Annotated in this window: 16 protein-coding genes and 1 pseudogene; 7 read left to right on the top strand and 10 right to left on the bottom strand. The window is 70.1% G+C overall.

Features of this window, described 5'->3' with window-relative positions:
- Positions 1-10 precede the first annotated feature (10 nt).
- Positions 11-1,183 carry an RCC1 domain-containing protein gene (locus OG386_RS07960; protein ID WP_328787458.1) on the top strand — a complete coding sequence of 391 codons (1,173 nt, stop codon included), beginning with the start codon at positions 11-13 and terminating at the stop codon, positions 1,181-1,183.
- A 307-nt stretch (positions 1,184-1,490) separates the two neighbouring features.
- Here OG386_RS07960 and OG386_RS07955 read toward each other — a convergent pair whose 3' ends face one another.
- Positions 1,491-3,089, bottom strand: a complete 1,599-nt coding sequence (locus OG386_RS07955) for an MFS transporter (protein ID WP_328787457.1) — start codon at positions 3,087-3,089, stop codon at positions 1,491-1,493.
- Between the two features lie 213 nt (positions 3,090-3,302).
- Between OG386_RS07955 and OG386_RS07950 the strand changes: the two genes are divergently transcribed.
- The gene (locus OG386_RS07950) at positions 3,303-4,289 is read left to right on the top strand and encodes a helix-turn-helix transcriptional regulator (protein ID WP_328787456.1); all 987 of its coding nucleotides are present in this window, start codon (positions 3,303-3,305) and stop codon (positions 4,287-4,289) included.
- A 216-nt stretch (positions 4,290-4,505) separates the two neighbouring features.
- Here the strand turns inward: OG386_RS07950 and OG386_RS07945 are convergent, their stop codons facing one another.
- The 3 genes from OG386_RS07945 to OG386_RS07935 form a co-directional block, all read right to left on the bottom strand.
- Entirely contained in the window at positions 4,506-5,516 is a 1,011-nt protein-coding gene (locus OG386_RS07945) for a clavaminate synthase family protein (protein ID WP_328787455.1), read from the bottom strand.
- Between the two features lie 50 nt (positions 5,517-5,566).
- Entirely contained in the window at positions 5,567-6,175 is a 609-nt protein-coding gene (locus OG386_RS07940; RefSeq protein ID WP_328787454.1) for a hypothetical protein, read from the bottom strand.
- A 90-nt stretch (positions 6,176-6,265) separates the two neighbouring features.
- The gene (locus OG386_RS07935) at positions 6,266-6,553 is read right to left on the bottom strand and encodes a hypothetical protein (RefSeq protein ID WP_328787453.1); all 288 of its coding nucleotides are present in this window, start codon (positions 6,551-6,553) and stop codon (positions 6,266-6,268) included.
- Positions 6,554-6,858: 305 nt separating this feature from the next.
- Here OG386_RS07935 and OG386_RS46895 point away from each other — a divergent pair.
- Positions 6,859-7,059: pseudogene (locus OG386_RS46895) on the top strand (response regulator transcription factor); the annotation flags it as partial.
- Between the two features lie 62 nt (positions 7,060-7,121).
- Here OG386_RS46895 and OG386_RS07930 read toward each other — a convergent pair.
- The 6 genes from OG386_RS07930 to OG386_RS07905 all read right to left on the bottom strand — a co-directional run bounded on the left by OG386_RS07930 (position 7,122) and on the right by OG386_RS07905 (position 13,597).
- Positions 7,122-7,733, bottom strand: a complete 612-nt coding sequence (locus OG386_RS07930) for an RBBP9/YdeN family alpha/beta hydrolase (RefSeq protein WP_328787452.1) — start codon at positions 7,731-7,733, stop codon at positions 7,122-7,124.
- Complete coding sequence (locus tag OG386_RS07925; RefSeq protein WP_328787451.1) at positions 7,730-9,013, bottom strand: MFS transporter; 1,284 nt, start codon at positions 9,011-9,013, stop codon at positions 7,730-7,732. Before OG386_RS07925 ends, OG386_RS07930 begins: the two co-directional genes overlap by 4 nt.
- Before the next feature lie 105 nt (positions 9,014-9,118).
- The gene (locus tag OG386_RS07920; protein ID WP_328787450.1) at positions 9,119-10,033 is read right to left on the bottom strand and encodes a TauD/TfdA dioxygenase family protein; all 915 of its coding nucleotides are present in this window, start codon (positions 10,031-10,033) and stop codon (positions 9,119-9,121) included.
- 48 nt (positions 10,034-10,081) lie between these two features.
- Positions 10,082-11,056, bottom strand: coding sequence for a quinone oxidoreductase family protein (locus OG386_RS07915; RefSeq protein WP_328787449.1), 975 nt, complete (start codon positions 11,054-11,056; stop codon positions 10,082-10,084).
- 125 nt (positions 11,057-11,181) lie between these two features.
- Complete coding sequence (locus OG386_RS07910; RefSeq protein ID WP_328787448.1) at positions 11,182-12,234, bottom strand: 3-keto-5-aminohexanoate cleavage protein; 1,053 nt, start codon at positions 12,232-12,234, stop codon at positions 11,182-11,184.
- A gap of 340 nt (positions 12,235-12,574) precedes the next feature.
- Entirely contained in the window at positions 12,575-13,597 is a 1,023-nt protein-coding gene (locus OG386_RS07905) for an AraC family transcriptional regulator ligand-binding domain-containing protein (protein WP_328793192.1), read from the bottom strand.
- A gap of 249 nt (positions 13,598-13,846) precedes the next feature.
- On the opposite strand from OG386_RS07905, the gene OG386_RS07900 reads away from it, so the two are divergent.
- From OG386_RS07900 to OG386_RS07885, 4 genes are read left to right on the top strand one after another with little or no spacing between them, the layout of a single operon-like run.
- Positions 13,847-15,340: a long-chain-fatty-acid--CoA ligase gene (locus OG386_RS07900; RefSeq protein WP_328787447.1), complete on the top strand. Its 1,494-nt coding sequence runs from the start codon at positions 13,847-13,849 to the stop codon at positions 15,338-15,340.
- A gap of 48 nt (positions 15,341-15,388) precedes the next feature.
- On the top strand, positions 15,389-16,039 hold the full coding sequence (locus OG386_RS07895; protein ID WP_328787446.1) for a helix-turn-helix transcriptional regulator: 651 nt from the start codon (positions 15,389-15,391) through the stop codon (positions 16,037-16,039).
- A complete protein-coding gene (locus OG386_RS07890; RefSeq protein WP_328787445.1) occupies positions 16,036-17,169 on the top strand; it encodes a pyridoxal phosphate-dependent aminotransferase in 1,134 nt (377 codons plus the stop codon). The genes OG386_RS07895 and OG386_RS07890 overlap by 4 nt, the downstream gene beginning before the upstream one ends.
- Entirely contained in the window at positions 17,166-18,116 is a 951-nt protein-coding gene (locus OG386_RS07885) for an ornithine cyclodeaminase family protein (protein ID WP_328787444.1), read from the top strand. The genes OG386_RS07890 and OG386_RS07885 overlap by 4 nt, the downstream gene beginning before the upstream one ends.
- The last annotated feature ends 87 nt before the right edge of the window (positions 18,117-18,203 follow it).

Below are 18,203 nucleotides of genomic sequence, written 5' to 3'. Positions count from 1 at the left end.
AGGCATGCAGATGACCCCACCTCTGCGCCGCACCCTGCTCACCGCCCTCACCCTCACCGCACTGACCGCTGCCACCCCCTGCCTGTCGGCCCAGGCCGCAGGCACCGACCCCTGGATCCGCGCCTGGGGTGACAACGCCCTGGGACAACTGGGCAACGGCAGCGTCCTCGCTCAACAAACCCCCGCCGCCGTAATCGGCGTCACCCGAGACGACGTACGCGAACTCGCCGCCGGAGGCGGCGACAAGAACCCCTTCGTCGTCGCCCTCCTTCGGGACGGCACGGTCAAGAGCTGGGGCGCGAACCTCACCGGCCAGCTCGGCAACGGCACCATCGTCAACCAGTCGTTCCCCGCGACGGTCACCAAACTGTCCGGCGTCAGCGAGATCGCAGCGGGCTCCAACCACGCCCTCGCCGTGAAGGGCGGCCGCGTCCTGGCCTGGGGCGACAACGCCAAGAAGCAACTCGGTACGGGTCTGGACGCCACCACCCCGTACAGGACTCCGGTCGACGTCCAGAGCCTGGACAAGGTCAGGGACGTCGGCGCGGGCTGCGACTTCAGCGTGGCCCTGCGCCAGGACGGCACCGTCTGGACCTGGGGCTCGGGGGCCAACGGCCGCCTGGGCACCGGCAATGCGACCGACCGGGCCACACCGCAGCAGGTCCCGGACCTCGCCGACGTCGAATCGATCTCGGTCGGCTGCGACCACGTCCTCGCCCTCACCGCCGACGGCACCGTGAAGGCGTGGGGCAAGAACGCCGAGGGCCAACTCGGCAACGACAGCACGGCCGACAGCAACAAGCCCGTCGACGTCGCCCACCTCGACTCCGTGGCGAAGGTCTTCGCCACCTCTGCCTCCGGCTTCGCCGTCCTCGACGACGGCAGCGTGACCGGCTGGGGCAAGAACGCCGAGGGCCAGCTCGGCGACGGGACGAAGGCCAACCGCACCACCCCGGTCCCCCTCGACCACCTCAAGGGCGTCCAGGACGTCAACGGCGGAGTGGACTTCACCCTCGCCGCGCTCGACGACGGTTCGGTGATCGGCTGGGGCGCCAACGCCCTCGGCCAGCTCGGTGACGGCACCACGACCGCTTCCGCGTCGACGACGACCGCCCTGCCGCCGGGCAGCCAGATCACCCGCGTGTCGGCGACCCTGACCGGCAAGTCCGGCTTCGCGTACTGACCTGCTCCGCCTCCGGAAGACGAGCCTGTGCGTGACGCCGGACACGGCAGTCACGCACGGGCCCCGACCCGGAACCTGCAGCGGTGTCCGGACCGATGGGTCGGCAGCCCGCCGCGTCGACCGCTTCGATCCGGCGGGCCGTCGATCACCGCCAGGGCTGCTGCCGGCCGTTCCTTGCCCTCGTCCTCCGGCCATCCCAGCAGATCCGGGACCACGGCCAGGGGGAACGCCACGGCTCAGATCGAGAAGCTGAATGCTGACGGGGGCGACGGCGGGGGCGACGGCGGGCGCGACGAAGCCGTGCCCGCTAGGCCGGCGTCTGCTGGACGTCGGCGCCGGCTCCCGGCGCCCCGCCGGAAGCGTCCTGCCCGCCCCACTGCTGGGCGTCCGGCCCCCGCTGGGGGATGAGGAAGGTCGCGAGCATTCCGAGGACCAGCAGCGCGGCACAGGTGTAGCCGTTGATCTGGATCCCGTAGGACATGGCGTCCCGGGCGGCGTCCGCGGCCGAGGCCGTCGCGGGGTTCTGGCTCAGCCCGGAGATCATCGCGCCCGCGCTGTCGGAGACCGCCGAGGACAGCTCGTCCGCGTCGGGCGTTCCCTGCTGGGCGAGCCGCTCGGACAGGTCGGAGTCCAACGCCGTGAAGAACGTCGACGTCAGGATCGCGATGCCGAGCGCGGAGCCGAGCTGACGCGCGGCGCTCTGGATTCCGGAGCCCTGGCCGGCCTGCTGCGGCGGTACGTCCGCCAGGACAACGTTGGTGACCTGCGCGGTGGCGAAGCCGACCCCCGTGCCATACAGGAACAGGGCGATGCCGATGACCCACCACGGGGAGTCGCTGCTCGCCAGCAGGCCGAACACCAGCAGACCGAGCGCTTCGAGCACCAGGCCGATGCGGACCAGGCCGACGGGGCCGGTCTTCTCGGCCATGCCGAAGCTGGCACCGCTCGCGAAGAAGCTGCCGACCGCGACGACGAAGACCATCAGGCCGGTTTGGAGCGCGGAGTACCCCAGGGTGTACTGGAGCCACAGGGGCAGTACGGCGAGGATGCCGAACTCCGCCAGCGCGATGATCAGCGTCGCGATGTTGCCCGTGCCGAAGGACTTGATGCCGAACAGCGAGGTGTCCATCAGCGGTGCCGTGCCGCTCGCGCGCGTCAGCCGGACCTGCAGCCGGAGGAAGAGCGCGAGGCTGACCACGGAGACGGCCAGGGCGACCGGGACGACCGACAGGTTCACGACGTCACCGAAGGGGCCGAAGCTCTTGCGGGCCTCCCACCAACCGTAGTTGCGGCCCTCGATCAGACCGAAGGCGAGAAGTCCGAGGCCCAGCACCGACAGCACTCCGCCGCCGACGTCGACCTTGCCCGGCTGCTGGGGGGACGGCCGGAGGAATCGCATGATGCCCGCGAGGACCAGAACCACGACGAAGACGTTGATGCCGAACGCCCACCGCCAGGAGTACTCGGCGAGCCAGCCGCCCAGCAGCGGACCGACCGCGGCGGCCGCACCGATCGTGGACCCCCAGATGGCGAAGGCCTTGCCGCGGTCGCGTCCCCGGAAGGTCATGTTGAGCAGCGCCAGCGACGTCGGCATGACGATCGCGCCGCCGACGCCCTGGGCGAACCGGCTGACGATCAGCAGCTCCCCGGAGGGCGCCACCGCCGCGGCGATGCTCGCCAGCCCGAAGACGACGGTGCCGACGACGAACAGACGGCGTGCTCCCACGATGTCCGACAGGCGCCCCATCAGCAGCAGCAGGGCTGCCAGGACGATCGCGTAGGACTCCTGGATCCACTGAGCGCCGAACGCGGAGATCTTCAAGTCGCCGATGACGGGGGGCATCACCACGTTGACGATGGTGAAGTCCACGACCACCAGCGACACACCGAGGGAAATCGCGACCAAACCCAGCCAAGCGTCCCGATTGGTCGATGAGGATCGAGTTGGATTCTCAGGCACTGCGTTCTTCCGATCTTCTCGATGCAACGCACCCGGTGGAACGCCGGGGGCGAAATACTGGAGCGGGAGGGGGACGTGCGCCGCCCCCGGAGCAAACGCACCGTCGCAGGAGAAGAGGACGCGTGCTGACCTCTACCGATCGCAATCGGAGGGCAATTCTTGATCGCCAACCGCACACTGGAGCTCCTCAGCCTGCTTCAGGCACAGAAGGAGTGGACCGGCGACGGGCTGGCCGAGCGCCTGGGAGTGTCCCCGCGAACCGTCCGCCGCGACATCAACCGGCTCCGTGAACTGGGCTACCCCGTCACGGCGACGAAAGGCCCCTCCGGCTACTACCGGCTGTCCCGCGGGGCGCGTCTTCCTCCGCTGATAGTCGACGACGAGCAGGCCATCGCCATCGCGCTGTCCCTCCAGACGGCGCCCGCCTCCGTGGCCGGCATGGGTGACGCCACCAAGCGCGCGCTGAACTCCATCAGGGAGCTCCTGCCGCCCCATCTCTCCCGCCGCCTCGCGACCTTCTCCATCGAACAGATCGAGAACGCGTGGGAGTTGGCCCCGCCCCAGGTCGATCCCGGACTGGTGGCACGGCTGAGCGCCGCCGCGCAGGAGCGGGAACTCGTGCGGTTCACCTACCGGTCCATCGAGGTCGACGAGGTGGACGGCAGCGAGGTCCTCGCCGAACCCCACCGGCTCGTCGTCTGGTCGGGACGCTGGTACGTGGTCGCCTACGACCAGCGCGGGTGCTCCTGGCGCGCCTACCGGCTCGACCGGATCGAACAGCCGGCCCCCACCGGGTGGCGCTTCACTCAGCGCGACGTCCCCGAAGGGGACATCACCCACTTCGTCCAGAACCAGCCCGACCGCGGAGACACCCCGGACACCTGGCCCTGCTGGGGCACCGTCCTGATGGAGTGCCCCGTGGCGCTGGTGGCCAAGTGGGCCCCGGGCGCGGCGAGTTTCGAAGCGATCGACGAGCGGATCACCCGGATGCGGATGGGGGCCTGGTCGTGGTCGGCGCTCATCGGCTTCCTGGTCACCTTCAACTGCCGGTTCACCGTCGAGAGCCCGCCCGAACTCGCCGAGGCGGCCCGCCGCGTGATGGGCCGCATCGACGTCGACATCCCCCCGGCCGACGCGTCCACCTGAACATCGACGGCGACTTCCTATTCAGCGCGCTGAGACCGGCCAACCAGTACCTGCAGCCCCTGACGGACGGCGAACGCCTGTGGGCGAGCTCCTTCGCCGCCGGCATCGCCGCGTGCGCCCCAGCGCTGCGGTACGACGTGATCCGCCGACGGCCACCTCGAAGCCAGCGGACGGTTCCCGACCGGGGCGGCACCGCGACGGTGACGATGCGGCTGGTCAGCGGGCGAGTACGTGGCCGTCCTGGGGGCGGTGGTCGCGGGAGCGGCGCAGGTCGGTGGTGACGTACGTGCGTTGCAGCCAGCGGTCTGCTCCGTCGTAGCGGGGGTGGAAGGCGGTGCGGCCGTGGACGGTGACGCGGTTGTCGATGACGACCAGGTCGCCGGGTGTCAGGCGCAGGGTGCGGGCGGTCGTCTCGCAGGCGCGGCCGAATTCGGTCAGCGCCGCGGCAGCCCGAGGGGTGAGCGGGGTGGTGACGAGTTGAGCCATCCTTATGTCGGGATCCTCGACCGCTCCCGACAGCACCGGTCGGGGCTGGACGTCGAACCCGGTCGCGGCAGGGTCGGGGCCGAAGGAGGGGGGTGGTGTGGTGATGAACTCCGGGGCGAACAGGGCTTCGCGGCCGGCCGGGGTGAGGAGCGGCAGCGCTTGGCGGATGCCGGTGACGCGCATGCCGGCGATCTGGTCGTGGTCGGCACGCAGGCACAGGAAGACCACGTAGTCGGGCGGGTGGGGGTGGAAGCCGTTCTCGGTGTGGAAGGACAGCGGCACCGATCCGGCGTTGCCGTGGAAGCTCTCCTGCCCGGGCACGGGCACGACGTCCTGTACGAGGGCGCCGGATTTCTCCGCCCGGTAGGCGAGGGGTTCTCCGAGCCCGCAGGCCACCATGGTGAGCACCGCGGCCGAGACGGTGGCCTGGCGCTGGACCGAGCCGGGTACGGACGGTGTCGCGGGCAGGACCGCCTGATCGACGGGCAGGCCGCCGATCACCAAGGTGCCGTGCGGGCCGGAACGCCTTCGAAACCGGTGCACCTCGAGGCGCAGCCGTAGCGGAAGCTCCTCCCAGGCGTCCCGGGCCCGGGCCACCCACTCGGGGCTGTCGACCTGGTCGTGCCCGCGGGTGCACAGGGTGCGTGCCAGTTGCTCGCACGCGCCGGCATCGGCCGGGTCAAGTGCCCAGTCGGCTGCGACGGCAGAGCTTCGGGTGGTGCCGGGCGTCGTCTCGGGCATCGGGGTCCTCACCTTCTTGACGTCTCTTGCCGGAGGTGTGGGCGGCGGACTCACGAGTGGCGCAGGCCGGCCACGGCGTCGGCGACGTAGTGGTCCCCGAAGCGGATCAGCGAGGCGTACTGGGCTGCGCGGCGATGGCGCATGAGCCGTAGTTCGGCGACGGCGTTGTCGGGGCCTTCGGGTCTCTGAGCGATGGAACGACGCAGATGTACCATCGAGTAGGCGAGGGTGACGTGCCGTTCACCGTCCACGATGTCGGCTTCCAGGAGCGCGCCCCGTGCCTCGGCCAGCTCCGGGGCGCGAGCTGCCAACTGCTCGTAGGAATCGGGAACCACGGACAGCAGGTCCTTCACCGCCGTCCGGAACAGCTTGTATCCGCGATGTTGGCGCCCGCTCAACGGGATGTCCACCGACGGGGGCGCCATGGTGTGGCGTATCGACGCCATGTAGTAGTCGGCCGGGACCGTACTTGCGTGGGTCATGGCCGCCGGGAATCCACGCACGTACGCCGTCGCGTCGGCCAGCCGCAGCAGCGCGGCATCGCCGTCGCCGAGCCGCAGATGGCGGGTGGCGTCGGCCACGGCGACCGCAGCGCAAACGTTGAACAGGACGTGGACCTGGTGACCAATGAGCCACCGCGCACTCCACACACGTTCCAACGACGTTTCCGCACCGGCCCCGGGGACGGCCACCGGCGGGACGGAGCCATCGTCTGCGCCTGGTGCTGCGCCGGTGAGATCGAGCACCGACTACCGCATCCCGGTCACCTCCAGCGCCAGGTCGGAGCCTGACAGCGGAGCGTCACACAGGTCTTCCAGACCGCGGTGGATGACCAGGACACCGTGCAGGGCGGCCTGCTGATCTGACAGCTCTCCCTCGCGGACCCGGAAGTAGGACTGACTGGTCGACTCCGCCGGCAGTTCCTCACCGGCCGCGGCCGGAGCCAGCGCCGACAGCGCGGCCACCAACTCACCGGCAGTCGTGGTGGCCTGCCGTAGCGCGAGGGTCCGCTCGACAGGTCCGGCATGCGTCGACACCGCGGCCAGCACGCGCGCGGTCCGTTTCGCCTCAGCATCGACCCGTGGGCCCAACACCGGGACGGGCCGACCGCCTCGGGGCTCTCGGAAGACAGCGACAGCAGGATGACCGGCAACCGGTGATAAGCCCATGGTTGAAGTACTTCGCCGCGAACGCTCCACACGAAACCTGATCGGCATGACCATTCCTGCGGTGCACCGGATTTGGCCGGGGAGGCAGTGATGAGGATCTGGATTCAACGGGCTCCGGCCTGGGTGCGGTCTGGGACGCGGCACGTGCGACCGCCCGCCTTCGCGCGGTCTCCGTGAGCCGCGGCACCCGCGGCCCCCGCAACACCGCGCGCCTGGGACGGGAAGCGCTCACCTCCACCGAGCGCATCATCGCCGGTCACGTCGCTGCCGGACACTCCAACCCCGAAACAGCCGCGCGCATGTGCATCTCGCGCCGCACCGTCAGCACCCACGTCGCCAACATGCTGCGCAAGCTCGGCCTGACCTCGCGGGTAGAGCTGGCCACCCGAGGTGATCCGCCGCAACAGCCCGCCCGAACACCAGCAGCCCTGAATCGTCAATCAGTCGGCAGAGCGCCGGGGGACCCCCTGTGTTCGAGCTCGCGGAGGAGTTCCTCCGCCCTCGGCCACGGGCCGTGGCCGGAGGCGGGGTTGAGGTGGCCGACAGCGCCGAGTTCCACGAGGCGGCCGCCCCAGTTCCGGGCCAGCTCGGCTACTCGCTCGACGGTGCCCAGTGGGTCGTTCGAACTGGCCGCGACGATGGTGGGGAAGGGCAGCGGCGAGCGGGGCACCGGGTTCCAGCCGTTCTCGTCGAGTACGTCGGTGGTGGGGTAGCCAGCCGGCAGGGGCTGCTCGAAGTCCGGCGGCGTCACCAGCAGCGCCCCCTGCACCTGCACCTGCGCCGGGTGCCGCCGGGACCAGTGGACGGTGGTGATCACACCGGCGCTGTGGGCGACCAGTACCACGGGCCCCGCGATCTGCACCATCACCTTGTCCAGTGCGGCGACGCCTGCCCCGCAGCTCAGCCGGTCCTGCGTCAGCGGGGGAACGGTGCGGACGCTGCGCCCGGCCTCGGTCAGCAGATCCGCCAGCAGGGTCTGCCAGTGCTCCTCGACGTGGTCGCGCAGGCCGGGGACCATCACGACCACCGGCTCGGTGGTACCGCTCATGAGCACACCTCCGTCTTCTGCGGCTCCGCCGCCGGGGCGACCCCGGTCAGACGGCGTACGTCACGGTCGTAGCAATGGCGGCCGATCAGGAACGCCGTGGTGGCCGCGATCGCCACGAGCGGGACGAGCTGGAGCGCGCCGAGCAGACCGAGTCGGTCCGCGAGCATCCCCGTGACCGCGGGGCCGGGGGCGAGCCCGAGCAGGCTCTGGGCCAGCGTGAGCGTGGCGAACGCCGTCGCGGCGATGGCCGCGGGGGTCAGGTTCGCCACCATGGCGGCCCCCGGCCCGGCCGTTCCTGCACACAGCACGGTTCCCAGCCCCAGCACGAGCAGCTGTACGGGGCCGGCCGGCAGGCGGAACGCGGTCATCAGCAGGACGAGGGAGCCCGTGCTGCAGCTGATGGCGACGGCCCACTTGCGGACCGGGGCGCGACGGCTGATCCGGTCCGAGGCGATGCCGCCGGCGATCATGCCGATTCCGATCATCAGGGCGAAGAGCCCTGCCGTTGCGCCGGCCTTCGCGGTGGGCATGTCGTAGTAGCGGTTGAAGTAGCTGGGCAGCCAGGCGATCAGGGCGCCTGCGATGAACAGTTGCAGACCGCTGCCGATGTAGGCGCTGACCACCGAGACGGAGGAGAACAGCCGGGGGAGGAGCACGCGGAGACGGTCGCCCTCCTGCGTGCCGGCCCCGTCCGCCGCCGGATCCTGCCGCGGGGCCAGCCGCTTCTCCGTGACCACGACGGCGTAGATGCCCGCGAGCACCAGGCCGAAGACGCCCATCACGCCGAACGCCCAGCGCCAGCCGTACGCCTGGGCCACGGCGCCGCCGATGGATATGCCCAGGACCGAGCCGAAGGCCCCGCCGGCGATGAAGGCTCCCGAGAGCGTCGCCCGCAGTGCGCGCGGGAAGACGCTGAGGACCACGGCGATACCGACACTGCCGTACGCGGCCTCGCCGATGCCGACGAAGAGCCGACCGGTGAACATCTGGTCGTAGCTCGCTGCCACCGCACAGCCCAGGGTTGCCAGGCTCCACATCGCGGCCGCGATGACCAGGGATCTCACCCTGCCCCATCGGTCGGCCAGCAGCGAGAGCGGGAGGGTGAGCAGACCGACGGCCAGCGCCACGATGCCGCTGAGGGAGCCCAGTTGGGCGTCCGAGAGAAGCCAGTCGGCCTTCAGCATCGGGAAGACGGCGTTGAGGACCTGCCGGGACATGTAGTCCGAGAGCAGGAGTCCGAAACTCAGTGCAAAGACCACCCAGGCGTAGCGCCGGGACACGGGCCACTCCGAGGAACCGGAAACGGTTCTGCCCGGGGCGGGTTCCACAGCGGTGAAAAACCCCATTGTCATCACCTCAACTGCTCGTGGCGGAAAGGGAAAGGGTTAGAACGGCCTGTCGCCGACGATTCCGGCGCGCTCCATCTTGCGGACGGCGGGCCAGTAGTCCTGGACGGCGTAGTGCTGGGTGGAGCGGTTGTCCCAGATGGCGATGCTGTTCGGCGTCCAGCGCCAGCGCACCTGGTACTCGGGGACGGCGGCCTGGCTGATCAGGTAGTTCAGCAGGAGGCCCGCGCCGGGGGCGTAGTCCGTCCCGAAGCGCACGTTCTCGGGGGTGTGGTAGTTGACGAAGTGCGTGGTGAAGGCGTTGACGAAGAGGATCTGTTCGCCCGTCTCGGGGTGGGTGCGCACCACCGGGTGCTCCGCGTCGGGGAACCGTGCTGCCAGCGCGTGACGCCCCGCCTGCGGCATGGCGGCGCCGAAGGTGGACTCGATGCTGTGCCGGGCCCGCAGCCCCTTGATCTGCGTCTTGATGTGCTCCGGCAGCCGGCGGTGGGCCTCGGCCATGTTGACCCAGATCGTGTCACCGCCCACCGGGGGCGACTCGATGCAGCGCAGCACGGCGCCCATGGGCGGGTTCTCGCGCCAGGTGGCGTCGGTGTGCAGCGCGTTCTCGTAGTGCTCGGGCGCGCTGTCCAGGTCCTTGTAGATCCGTACCAGGCCGGGGTGGTCGGGGTCGCTTCCGGCCACCGGATGGTCCTCCAGCGGGCCGAAGCGCTCGGCGAAGGCGACGTGTTCGGCTCGGGTGATGTCCTGTTCCCGCAGGAACAGCACCTTGTACTGCAGGAGCAGGGCCTTGATCTCGGCGAACAGGTCGTCGTCGCGCACGGCATCGCCGAGGTTCACTCCGGAGAGTTCGGCGCCGATGGTGCAGGTCAGCGGCTCGACCTTGATCGAGGCGCGGGAGCGTGCGCGTACCGACGAGGGTGCGCCGTCCAGCGAAGAGACGGTCTTTTCCATGGTGCTTCCTCCTGGAGAGGGTGGAGACGCGCGTGATGCGGCAGCGGCTCAGAGGACGAAGACGGACGATCCCGTGGTCCGTCCCGACTCCAGCTCGCGGTGTGCCCGTACGGCGTCGTCGAGCGCGTAGCGCTGGTTGATCTCGATGGAGATGCGTCCGGAAGCGACGTGGTCGAAGAGCTCTCCCGCCAGCGCCGCTCGCTCCGCAGGGTCAGCGATGTAGTCGGCGAGAGCCGGCCGGGTGACGAACAGGGAGCCGCTGAGCGCCAGTTGCATGGCGTCGATGGGCGGGACCGGCCCGGACGCCGTACCGAAGCAGACCAGCAGACCGCGGCGCCGTAGCGAGGCCAGCGAGGCGGCGTAGGTGGACCTGCCGATGCTGTCGAAGGCGACCGGAACGCCGATGCCGTCCGTCAGTTCGCGCACCCGCTCGGCCACGTTCTCGCGCGGGTAGCGGATGACGTGGTCGCAGCCGTGGGCGCGGGCGAGCTCGGCCTTCTGCTCGGTGGAGACGGTGCCGATGACGGTGAGCCCGAGCAGCTTGGCCCACTGGCAGACGATGAGGCCGACGCCACCCGCCGCCGCGGTCAGCAGGATCGTGTCCCCGGCCTTCAGCGGGTGGATCCTGCGCAACAAGTAGGCGGAAGTGAGGCCGCGCATGGTCATCGCGGCAGCCGTCTCGAAGCCGATGCCGTCCGGCAGCCGGATCAGGGAGTCGGCGGGCATGACCCGTTCCGTGCTGTAGGCACCGAGCGGGCTTCCGGTGTACGTGACCCGGTCGCCTTCGGCGACATGGGTGACGCCTTCGCCCACCGCCTGGACCACCCCCGCGGCCTCGACGCCCAGTCCGGCGGGCAGCGGTGCGGGATACAGGCCGCTGCGGAAGTAGGTGTCGGCGAAGTTGAGTCCGACGGCTCCGTGCCGGATCCGTACCTCGCCCGGGCCGGGGGCGCCGACGACGACCTCTTCCCAGTGCAGGACGTCGGGACCGCCGGTCTCCTTGAAGCGAATGGCGTGGGCCATGGGCGTGCTCCGTTGTTCGGGGGAGGTGGGGAAGAGAAGAAGCGGCCGCCGGTGCCGGGGACACGGCAGCCCCGTGGGTCCGCAGCCGCGCGGCGGCACGGCGGCGCGGTGGTCCCGTGCCGCGATCAGACGACGCGCAGCATGGGGCCGCGCTGACCGGGTCGGCGGTTCGGCACCATGCCGAGACGGGCCAGCGTCTCGTCGGTCCCGGAGTAGTACTCGCCGAGCTTGTAGATCTTCTTGGCCTCGGCGCCCGTCGCGATGTCGCGGCCGAGCGCCTCGGAGATCTGCACCATCTGCTCGATCTGCTCGACGGTGGTCATGCGCTCGCCCTTGCGCCGCCACAGGTTGTCCTCGTTGCCCACGCGCACGTGCACACCGAGCGCGATGCCGATGGCGTTCATCGGCGCCACGGCGCGCATGGAACTCTCGATGGTGAGGACGGCGCCGTCCGGGGTGCGACGGACGAACTCGATCAGGTCTGCCGGGTGCCGGCCCGCGAAACCGCCGCCGATGGCCACGTAGTTGAGGATCAGCGGGCCGGTGTGGACGCCGGCTCGGATGAGCCGCTCCACGGTTTCGAGCTGAGCCAGGGTGGCGAGCTGGAAGTGCGGCTGGATGCCGTTCTCGCGCAGGCGCTCCAGGTGCTCCAGGTAGAAATCGGGGCCCGCCTCGACGACCATGTCGCGGTAGGCCTTGTAGTACTCGGGCTTCGCGATCGAGGTGCCCGCCAGGTCGTCGTCGGTCATGATCTCGACGATGTTCATCTGGCTGGTGTTGATCGCGATCGTCACCTGGTCCGGCGCGGGGTCGAGGTCGGCCAGCAGGTGGCGGGTGTCGTAGCTCAGCCACTTGGCCTCGCTGCCCTCGTCCTCCGGAGCGAACGAGATCGAGCCGCCGATCTGCAGGACCATGTCCGGCACGGCCTGGCGCAGCCGGCCCAGGAGTTCGTTGAACATGGACATCCGCTTGGAGCCCTTGCCGTCGAGCTCGCGTACGTGGATGTGGAGCACGGTGGCTCCGGCGTTGTAACAGTCCACGGCCGCCTGTACGTGCTCGTCCATCGTCAGGGGGAGGTCGTCGGCGTCGCCGGGCAGCCACTCCGGCCCGTAGGGAGCGGCCTGGATCACCAGCTTCTCCTGGTTCTCCGGGAAGAGTGAGTCGTCGTGGAAGTGCACGGTCCGTCTCCTTCGTGCGATCGGTGATCACTCGCCGGAAGCATCGCCGCGTGCGATGCGCGGGGTCGTGATGTCCGGCGAGGATGGATGCGGGTCAACCGGGGACAGCGGGCGCGTGGGCGGCCCTCGTACGATCGACCGGTCCGGAGGAAGCGTGCATGGGGGAACCCCCTTTCGTCCGGCGGCCGACCGCGTCTCTGCGGTGGTGCCAAGGTAGGGGCGGGCAACGGCGTTCGCTTGACTCTCAGGGACAGATAATTTGTCATTTGGGGACATCGCGTGAGCCGTGCCGAGCGGGCCGGCACGGCTCGGCTCGGCCGAACCCGTGCCGACCGCGGTGTCAGTCCTGGCCGGGAAGCCGGTGTTGGCTCCCGGCACTGCGCCATGCCCGGGGGCTGCACCCGAACTGCTCGTGGAACCAGCGCGAGAAACCGCTCAGCGACGAGAAGCCCAGCAGGTCGGAGATCTCCGTGAGCGAGCGCCGGGGGTTCGCGACGAACTGCTCCGCGAGGTGCCGACGGGTGGCGCCCAGGAGCGAGGAGAACGTCTCGCCCGAGGAGGCCAGGTGCCGGTGAACGGTCCGCCGGTCCACGCCCAGGCTGCGGGCGACCTGTTCGATCGAGCAGCGCCCCGTCGGCAGCAGGACCTCGATCAGCTCGCGCACCCGGTCCGCGGTGGTGGTGTCCCTGGGTACGGTGATCGCCTCGAAGTACTGGTGGGCGTACGCGCGCAGCAGTGGATCCGCCATCGCGTTGGGCGCGTCGAGATCGCCCGCGTAGAAGACGATGCCGTCGAACTCGCGGTCGAACTCCACGATGGGGCCGAAGGCGCGCCGGTGCGTCGAGACGTCCGCCGGTGCAGGGTGCCTGAACCATACGGAGAGGGGCTGCCACCGGGTGTGCAGGAAGTCGCGCAGGATTCGGTGGTAGGCGGCGATGGCCAGCTCCGTGGCCTGCCGGGTGTCCAGCGCTTCGCCCAGACGCAGGTCGACCTTCAACGTGGCCAGCCCGTCCCCCTCGGACAATCGGGTGTCCAGGACCTCGTTGTACATGTGCTGGTGGCGGATCAACAGCCCCAGTGCGCTCCGCACATCGGGTTCCTCACGGACGACCAGACTGATGGGGCCGAGGTTGGAGAAGCGCCGGAACTCCGCCATGAGCAATCCGAAGTCCTCGTGACCCGCGGCGACTGCCGACAGTTCCAGCACCTGGACCACGGCGGAGCCGGAGATCCACCGGTCCTGGACCGCGAGGGCGGCGGTGTCCAGGCCCACGCGCTTCATCAGCGGCTGCGGGTCGATACCGAGCGATCGACACAGCTCGACGTAGCCGCTGAGGGCTGCGGTACGGACCAGGGGCCTCATGTGCACGCTCCAAGACTGTCCCGAAAAGAAAAGTCTCATGTCACGCCAGGACAAGCACGGCGATGAGTGGGCAACCTAGCATGGCGCCGTTCACCGGCCCGGTCCGCTCGTGGCGCCGCGGCTCCGGTCGGCCGGGTCGCACGGCACCGGTAGCGCCAGCGCTCGCGACGGGGGCACCACCCCACGTGCGGTGATCCGCCCTCTGGCTGCCGCGTCGCGGGCCGAGACGAACCCAAGGAGATTGCCGACATGACCAACCTCGCCACGTTCCTCGTGGACTCCGCCGCGGCCCGGGGCGATCGCATCGCCGTCCGCCACGACGGCAGCACGCTCACCTACGCCCAGTTGGACGACGCGAGCGCCAGGGTCGCCGCCCTGCTGCGCGACCGCGGTGTCCGGCCCGGCGATCGCATCGCGCTGACCATGCCCAACGTGCCGCTGTTCCCGGTCGTCTACTACGGCATCCTGCGGGCCGGCGGCGTGGTCGTGCCGATGAACCCGCTCCTCAAAGCCCGTGAGGTGGCCTTCACCCTGCGCGACTGCGGGGCGCGGATGGCGCTGGTGTTCCCCCTGTTCGCGGACGAGGTCGTGAAGGCCGCTGCCGAGACCGGAACCGCATGCCTGGTGACCGAGCCCGCGGACTTCGACGACATGCTGCGGGCCCACGAACCGGTGCCCGGCGTCGTCGACCGTACCGATGACGAGGCGGCCCTCATCCTCTACACCTCGGGCACGACCGGGACGCCGAAGGGGGCCGAACTGTCCCACCGGAACCTGGCCACCAACACCGCCACCGCGGCCGAGACGCTGCTTCAGGTCGGACCCGACGACGTGCTCTTCGGTGGCCTGCCCCTCTTCCACGCCTTCGGTCAGACCTGCGCGCTGAACACCGCCGTTGCCGCCGGCGCCACACTGACCCTGTTGCCGCGGTTCGAGCCGCAGCGCGCCCTGGAGATCATGGCCCGCGACGGAGTCACCGTGTTCCTCGGCGTGCCGACGATGTACGCGGCGCTGCTCTATGCCGAGCTCCCCGAAGGCTTCAGCACCCACGGGCTCCGCCTGGCCGTCTCGGGCGGCGCCTCGCTTCCGGTCGAGGTGCTGCACGGCTTCGAGCGGCGCTTCGGCGTCACCGTCCTCGAAGGGTACGGACTCTCCGAGACCTCACCGGTCGCCGCCTTCAACCACCCGGACCGCCCGCGCAAGGCGGGTTCGATCGGACAGCCCGTCCGCGGAGTCGAGATGAAGCTCGTCGCCGAGGACGGTGGCGCGGTGCCCCCCGGTGAGGTCGGCGAGATCGCGATCCGCGGTGAGAACCTCATGACGGGCTATTGGAACCGCCGCGAGGCCACGGCGGAGGCGGTCCGCGACGGCTGGTTCCACAGCGGTGATCTGGCCCGTCTCGACGAGGACGGCTTCTACTTCATCGTCGACCGGAAGAAGGATCTGATCATCCGCGGCGGCTACAACGTGTACCCGCGTGAAGTCGAGGAGGTGCTGTACGCGCACCCGTCGGTCGCCGAGGCCGCCGTCGTCGGCGTGCCGCACTCGTTCCACGGGGAGGAGATCGCAGCGGTGATCGTGCTCCGGCCCGGTGCCGAGGCCACGGCCGAGGAGATCCGGGAGTACGTCAGGGACCGGGTGGCGGCGTACAAGTACCCGCGGATCGTCACGTTCACGGCCGAGCTTCCCAAGGGACCCACCGGCAAGATCCTCAAGCGCGAGATCGTGGTCACCGGTCAGTGAGCGGCCTGTCTCTGGACTGTTTGTCCAGTCTGGACTTATAGTCCACTCATGGGGAATGTCGAAGACCCGCAAGATGCTCGTGTGCGACTGTGGGCGCCGGTGGCCCAGGCCGTTGCGTTGCTGCTCGGCCCGTACGCGGAGGTCGTCCTGCACGATCCGGACACCGACCGGGTCCTCGGGATCTGGAATCCGATGACCTCCCGCGGTGTGGGAGATCCCTCGCTGCTGGGGGAGCTGGACGATCTCGAACCGTCGGCACAGGACGTGTTCGGGCCGTACGAGAAGCTGCTCGTCGACGGTCGTCGGCTCACATCGGTCAGCGCGGTCCTGCGCGATCCGCAGGACCGACCGTCGGCGGTGCTGTGCATCAACCTCGACCGCACTCCGCTGGAACAAGCCGCCGCGGTCCTGTCCGCCTTCGGCGCCCCCACCGTGCAGCGCCCGGAGCCGTTGTTCGAGCAGGACTGGTCCGAGCGCATCCAGCACGTCATCGGCGGCTACGTCCGCGAGACGGGGCGCCCCGTCGAACGCATGACCCGCCAGGACCGCCTGGCCGTTCTCAGCCGGCTGGAGGAGGCCCGGGTGTTCGCGGTCCGCCGCGCCGCTCCCGTCGTCGCCGGCGCCCTGCAGGTGTCCCGTTCCACTGTCTACGGCCTGCTCGCCGAACTCAGATCACCGAACGCGAAGGACCGACCATGACAAGGCTGCCCGACTTCCGACTGGAAACTTACTTCTCCCGCTGGGAGTTCACCGCCCGCCACCACCTGACCGCCTCCGACGTCCAGACCATGACGCTGGGCGAGCTCCTCTCGCTGGCCGACGACAAGGACAGTGAGGCCTTCGAGAACCTGCCCTTGGGATACACCGAAACCTTCGGCGACCCGGCCCTGCGCGAGGTGATCGCCCAGACGTACGAGAACGCCGGCGCGGGCGACGTGATCTGCTTCGCGGGAGCCGAGGAAGCCCTCTACCTGGCGATGAACGTCCTGCTCGACGCCGGGGACCACGCCGTGGTGGTGACCCCGAACTACCAGGCCGCCGAGACCGTGCCGATGGCGCTGTGCGAGGTCACCGGCGTGGCCCTCGACCCGGACCGCAACTGGGCCCTGGACCTCGACGAAGTGGCGGCGGCGCTCCGGCCGAACACCCGCGTCGTGTCGGTGAACTTCCCCAACAACCCCACCGGAAAGGTCATCGACGCGGCCGACTTCACCGCGCTCGCCCGCCTGTGCGACGAGCGTGGCATCCACCTCTTCAGCGACGAGGTCTACCGCGGCCTGGAACACGACGCCGCCCGCATCCTGCCGCAGGCCGCCGACCTGTCCGAGCGCGCCCTGTCCCTGAACGTGACGTCCAAATCCCTGGGACTGCCGGGGCTGCGCATCGGCTGGATCACCTGCCGCGACCGCGACGTGCTCTCGCGCCTGGAGCGCGCCAAGCACTACACCACCATCTGCAACTCCGCCCCCAGCGAGGTCCTGGCCCGCATCGCGCTCAAGGCCCGCGAGACGATCCTGCGGCGCAACAGGGCGCTCATCGCAGCCAACCTGCCGGTGTTCGAGTCGTTCTTCGCCGAGTTCGCGGACGACTTCGACTGGCAGGCCCCCGACGGTGGGTGCGTCGCCTATCCCCGCTACCTCGGCCCCGACGGGGTGGAGGAATTCTGCACCCGCCTGGTGGAGGAAGCCGGCGTCCTGCTGCTGCCCGCCAGCATCTACCACTCCGAACTCACCGCCACCCCGCCCGACCGGTTCCGCATCGGCATCGGCCGGCACCGCCCCGAGGAAGGCCTGGCAGCCTTCGCGCAGTGGATGCGGACACGCCGATGACGACGACCCTGCCCGTCTTCGACACGGGCGCCATCGAGGCGGCCGCCACTTCCCAGATGGTCCTGGACACCGTCCGTGACGCTCTCATCGCCCACGCCGAGGGCCGCACCAGCGTCCCGCCGCCCCTGCACATGGACTTCCCCCAGGCCAACGGGGACTGCCACGTGAAAGCCGGCTGGATCACCGACGCCACCGAGTTCACCGTCAAGATAGCGACCGGCTTCTACGGCCGCCCCGGCTCCGGCATGCCGTCCCACCACCACGGCCTGGTCTGCGTCATCAGCGCCGACACCGGGCAGATACGGGCCGTCCTCAACGACCGCGGCCTGCTCACCGCCTGGCGCACCGCCGCCGCGGGCGCACTGGTCACCCATGCCATGGCCCGGCCCACCGCCCTCACCCTGGGCCTCTTCGGCACCGGCGAACAGGCCCTCCTCCAAGCCGTCTGGCTGGCCAAACTCCGCCCCATCAGCCAGATACTCGTCCACGGCCGCAACCTGCACAATGCCGCTGCCCTGTGCGAGGAACTCCACAAGAACGGCCTGCCGGCCCGGCCCGCTTCCGCACGGCAGACCGCCGGCGCCGACATGATCATCACCACCACACCGGCGACAGCACCGGTCCTGAACGCCGCCGACGTGCCCGAGGGCACCCACGTGACCGGCATCGGCACGGACATGCCCCACAAGAACGAGCTGCCACCGGCGCTCTTCCAGCGCGCACGGCTCATCGCGACCGACGACCGTTCCCAGTGCCTCCACCACGGCGACTTCGGCCACGCCGTCCGCGCCGGCGCCGCCGCGTCGGACGGCGACATCGCCGCTGGCCTGCTCCTGAAGACGCCCCCCGACCGCCCCGAAACGGCAATCACGGTCGCCGACCTCACCGGTGTGGGCGCCCTCGATGCGGCACTCGCCTCGGCCGTCCTCAACCACCTCGTGCGATGAACCACGGACCACCCTCCTGTTGCCGCGGACACAGGGGCGTTGTGGGGACTGCGTAACGTTCCGAGGAGGAAACGCCGTCCCACGGCC

The sequence above is a fragment of the Streptomyces sp. NBC_00273 genome (assembly GCF_036178145.1).
In the GTDB taxonomy this organism is placed as follows: domain Bacteria; phylum Actinomycetota; class Actinomycetes; order Streptomycetales; family Streptomycetaceae; genus Streptomyces.
The sequence above is the reverse complement of the archived record's forward strand: the minus strand, read 5'-3'. Positions and strand labels throughout refer to the sequence as shown.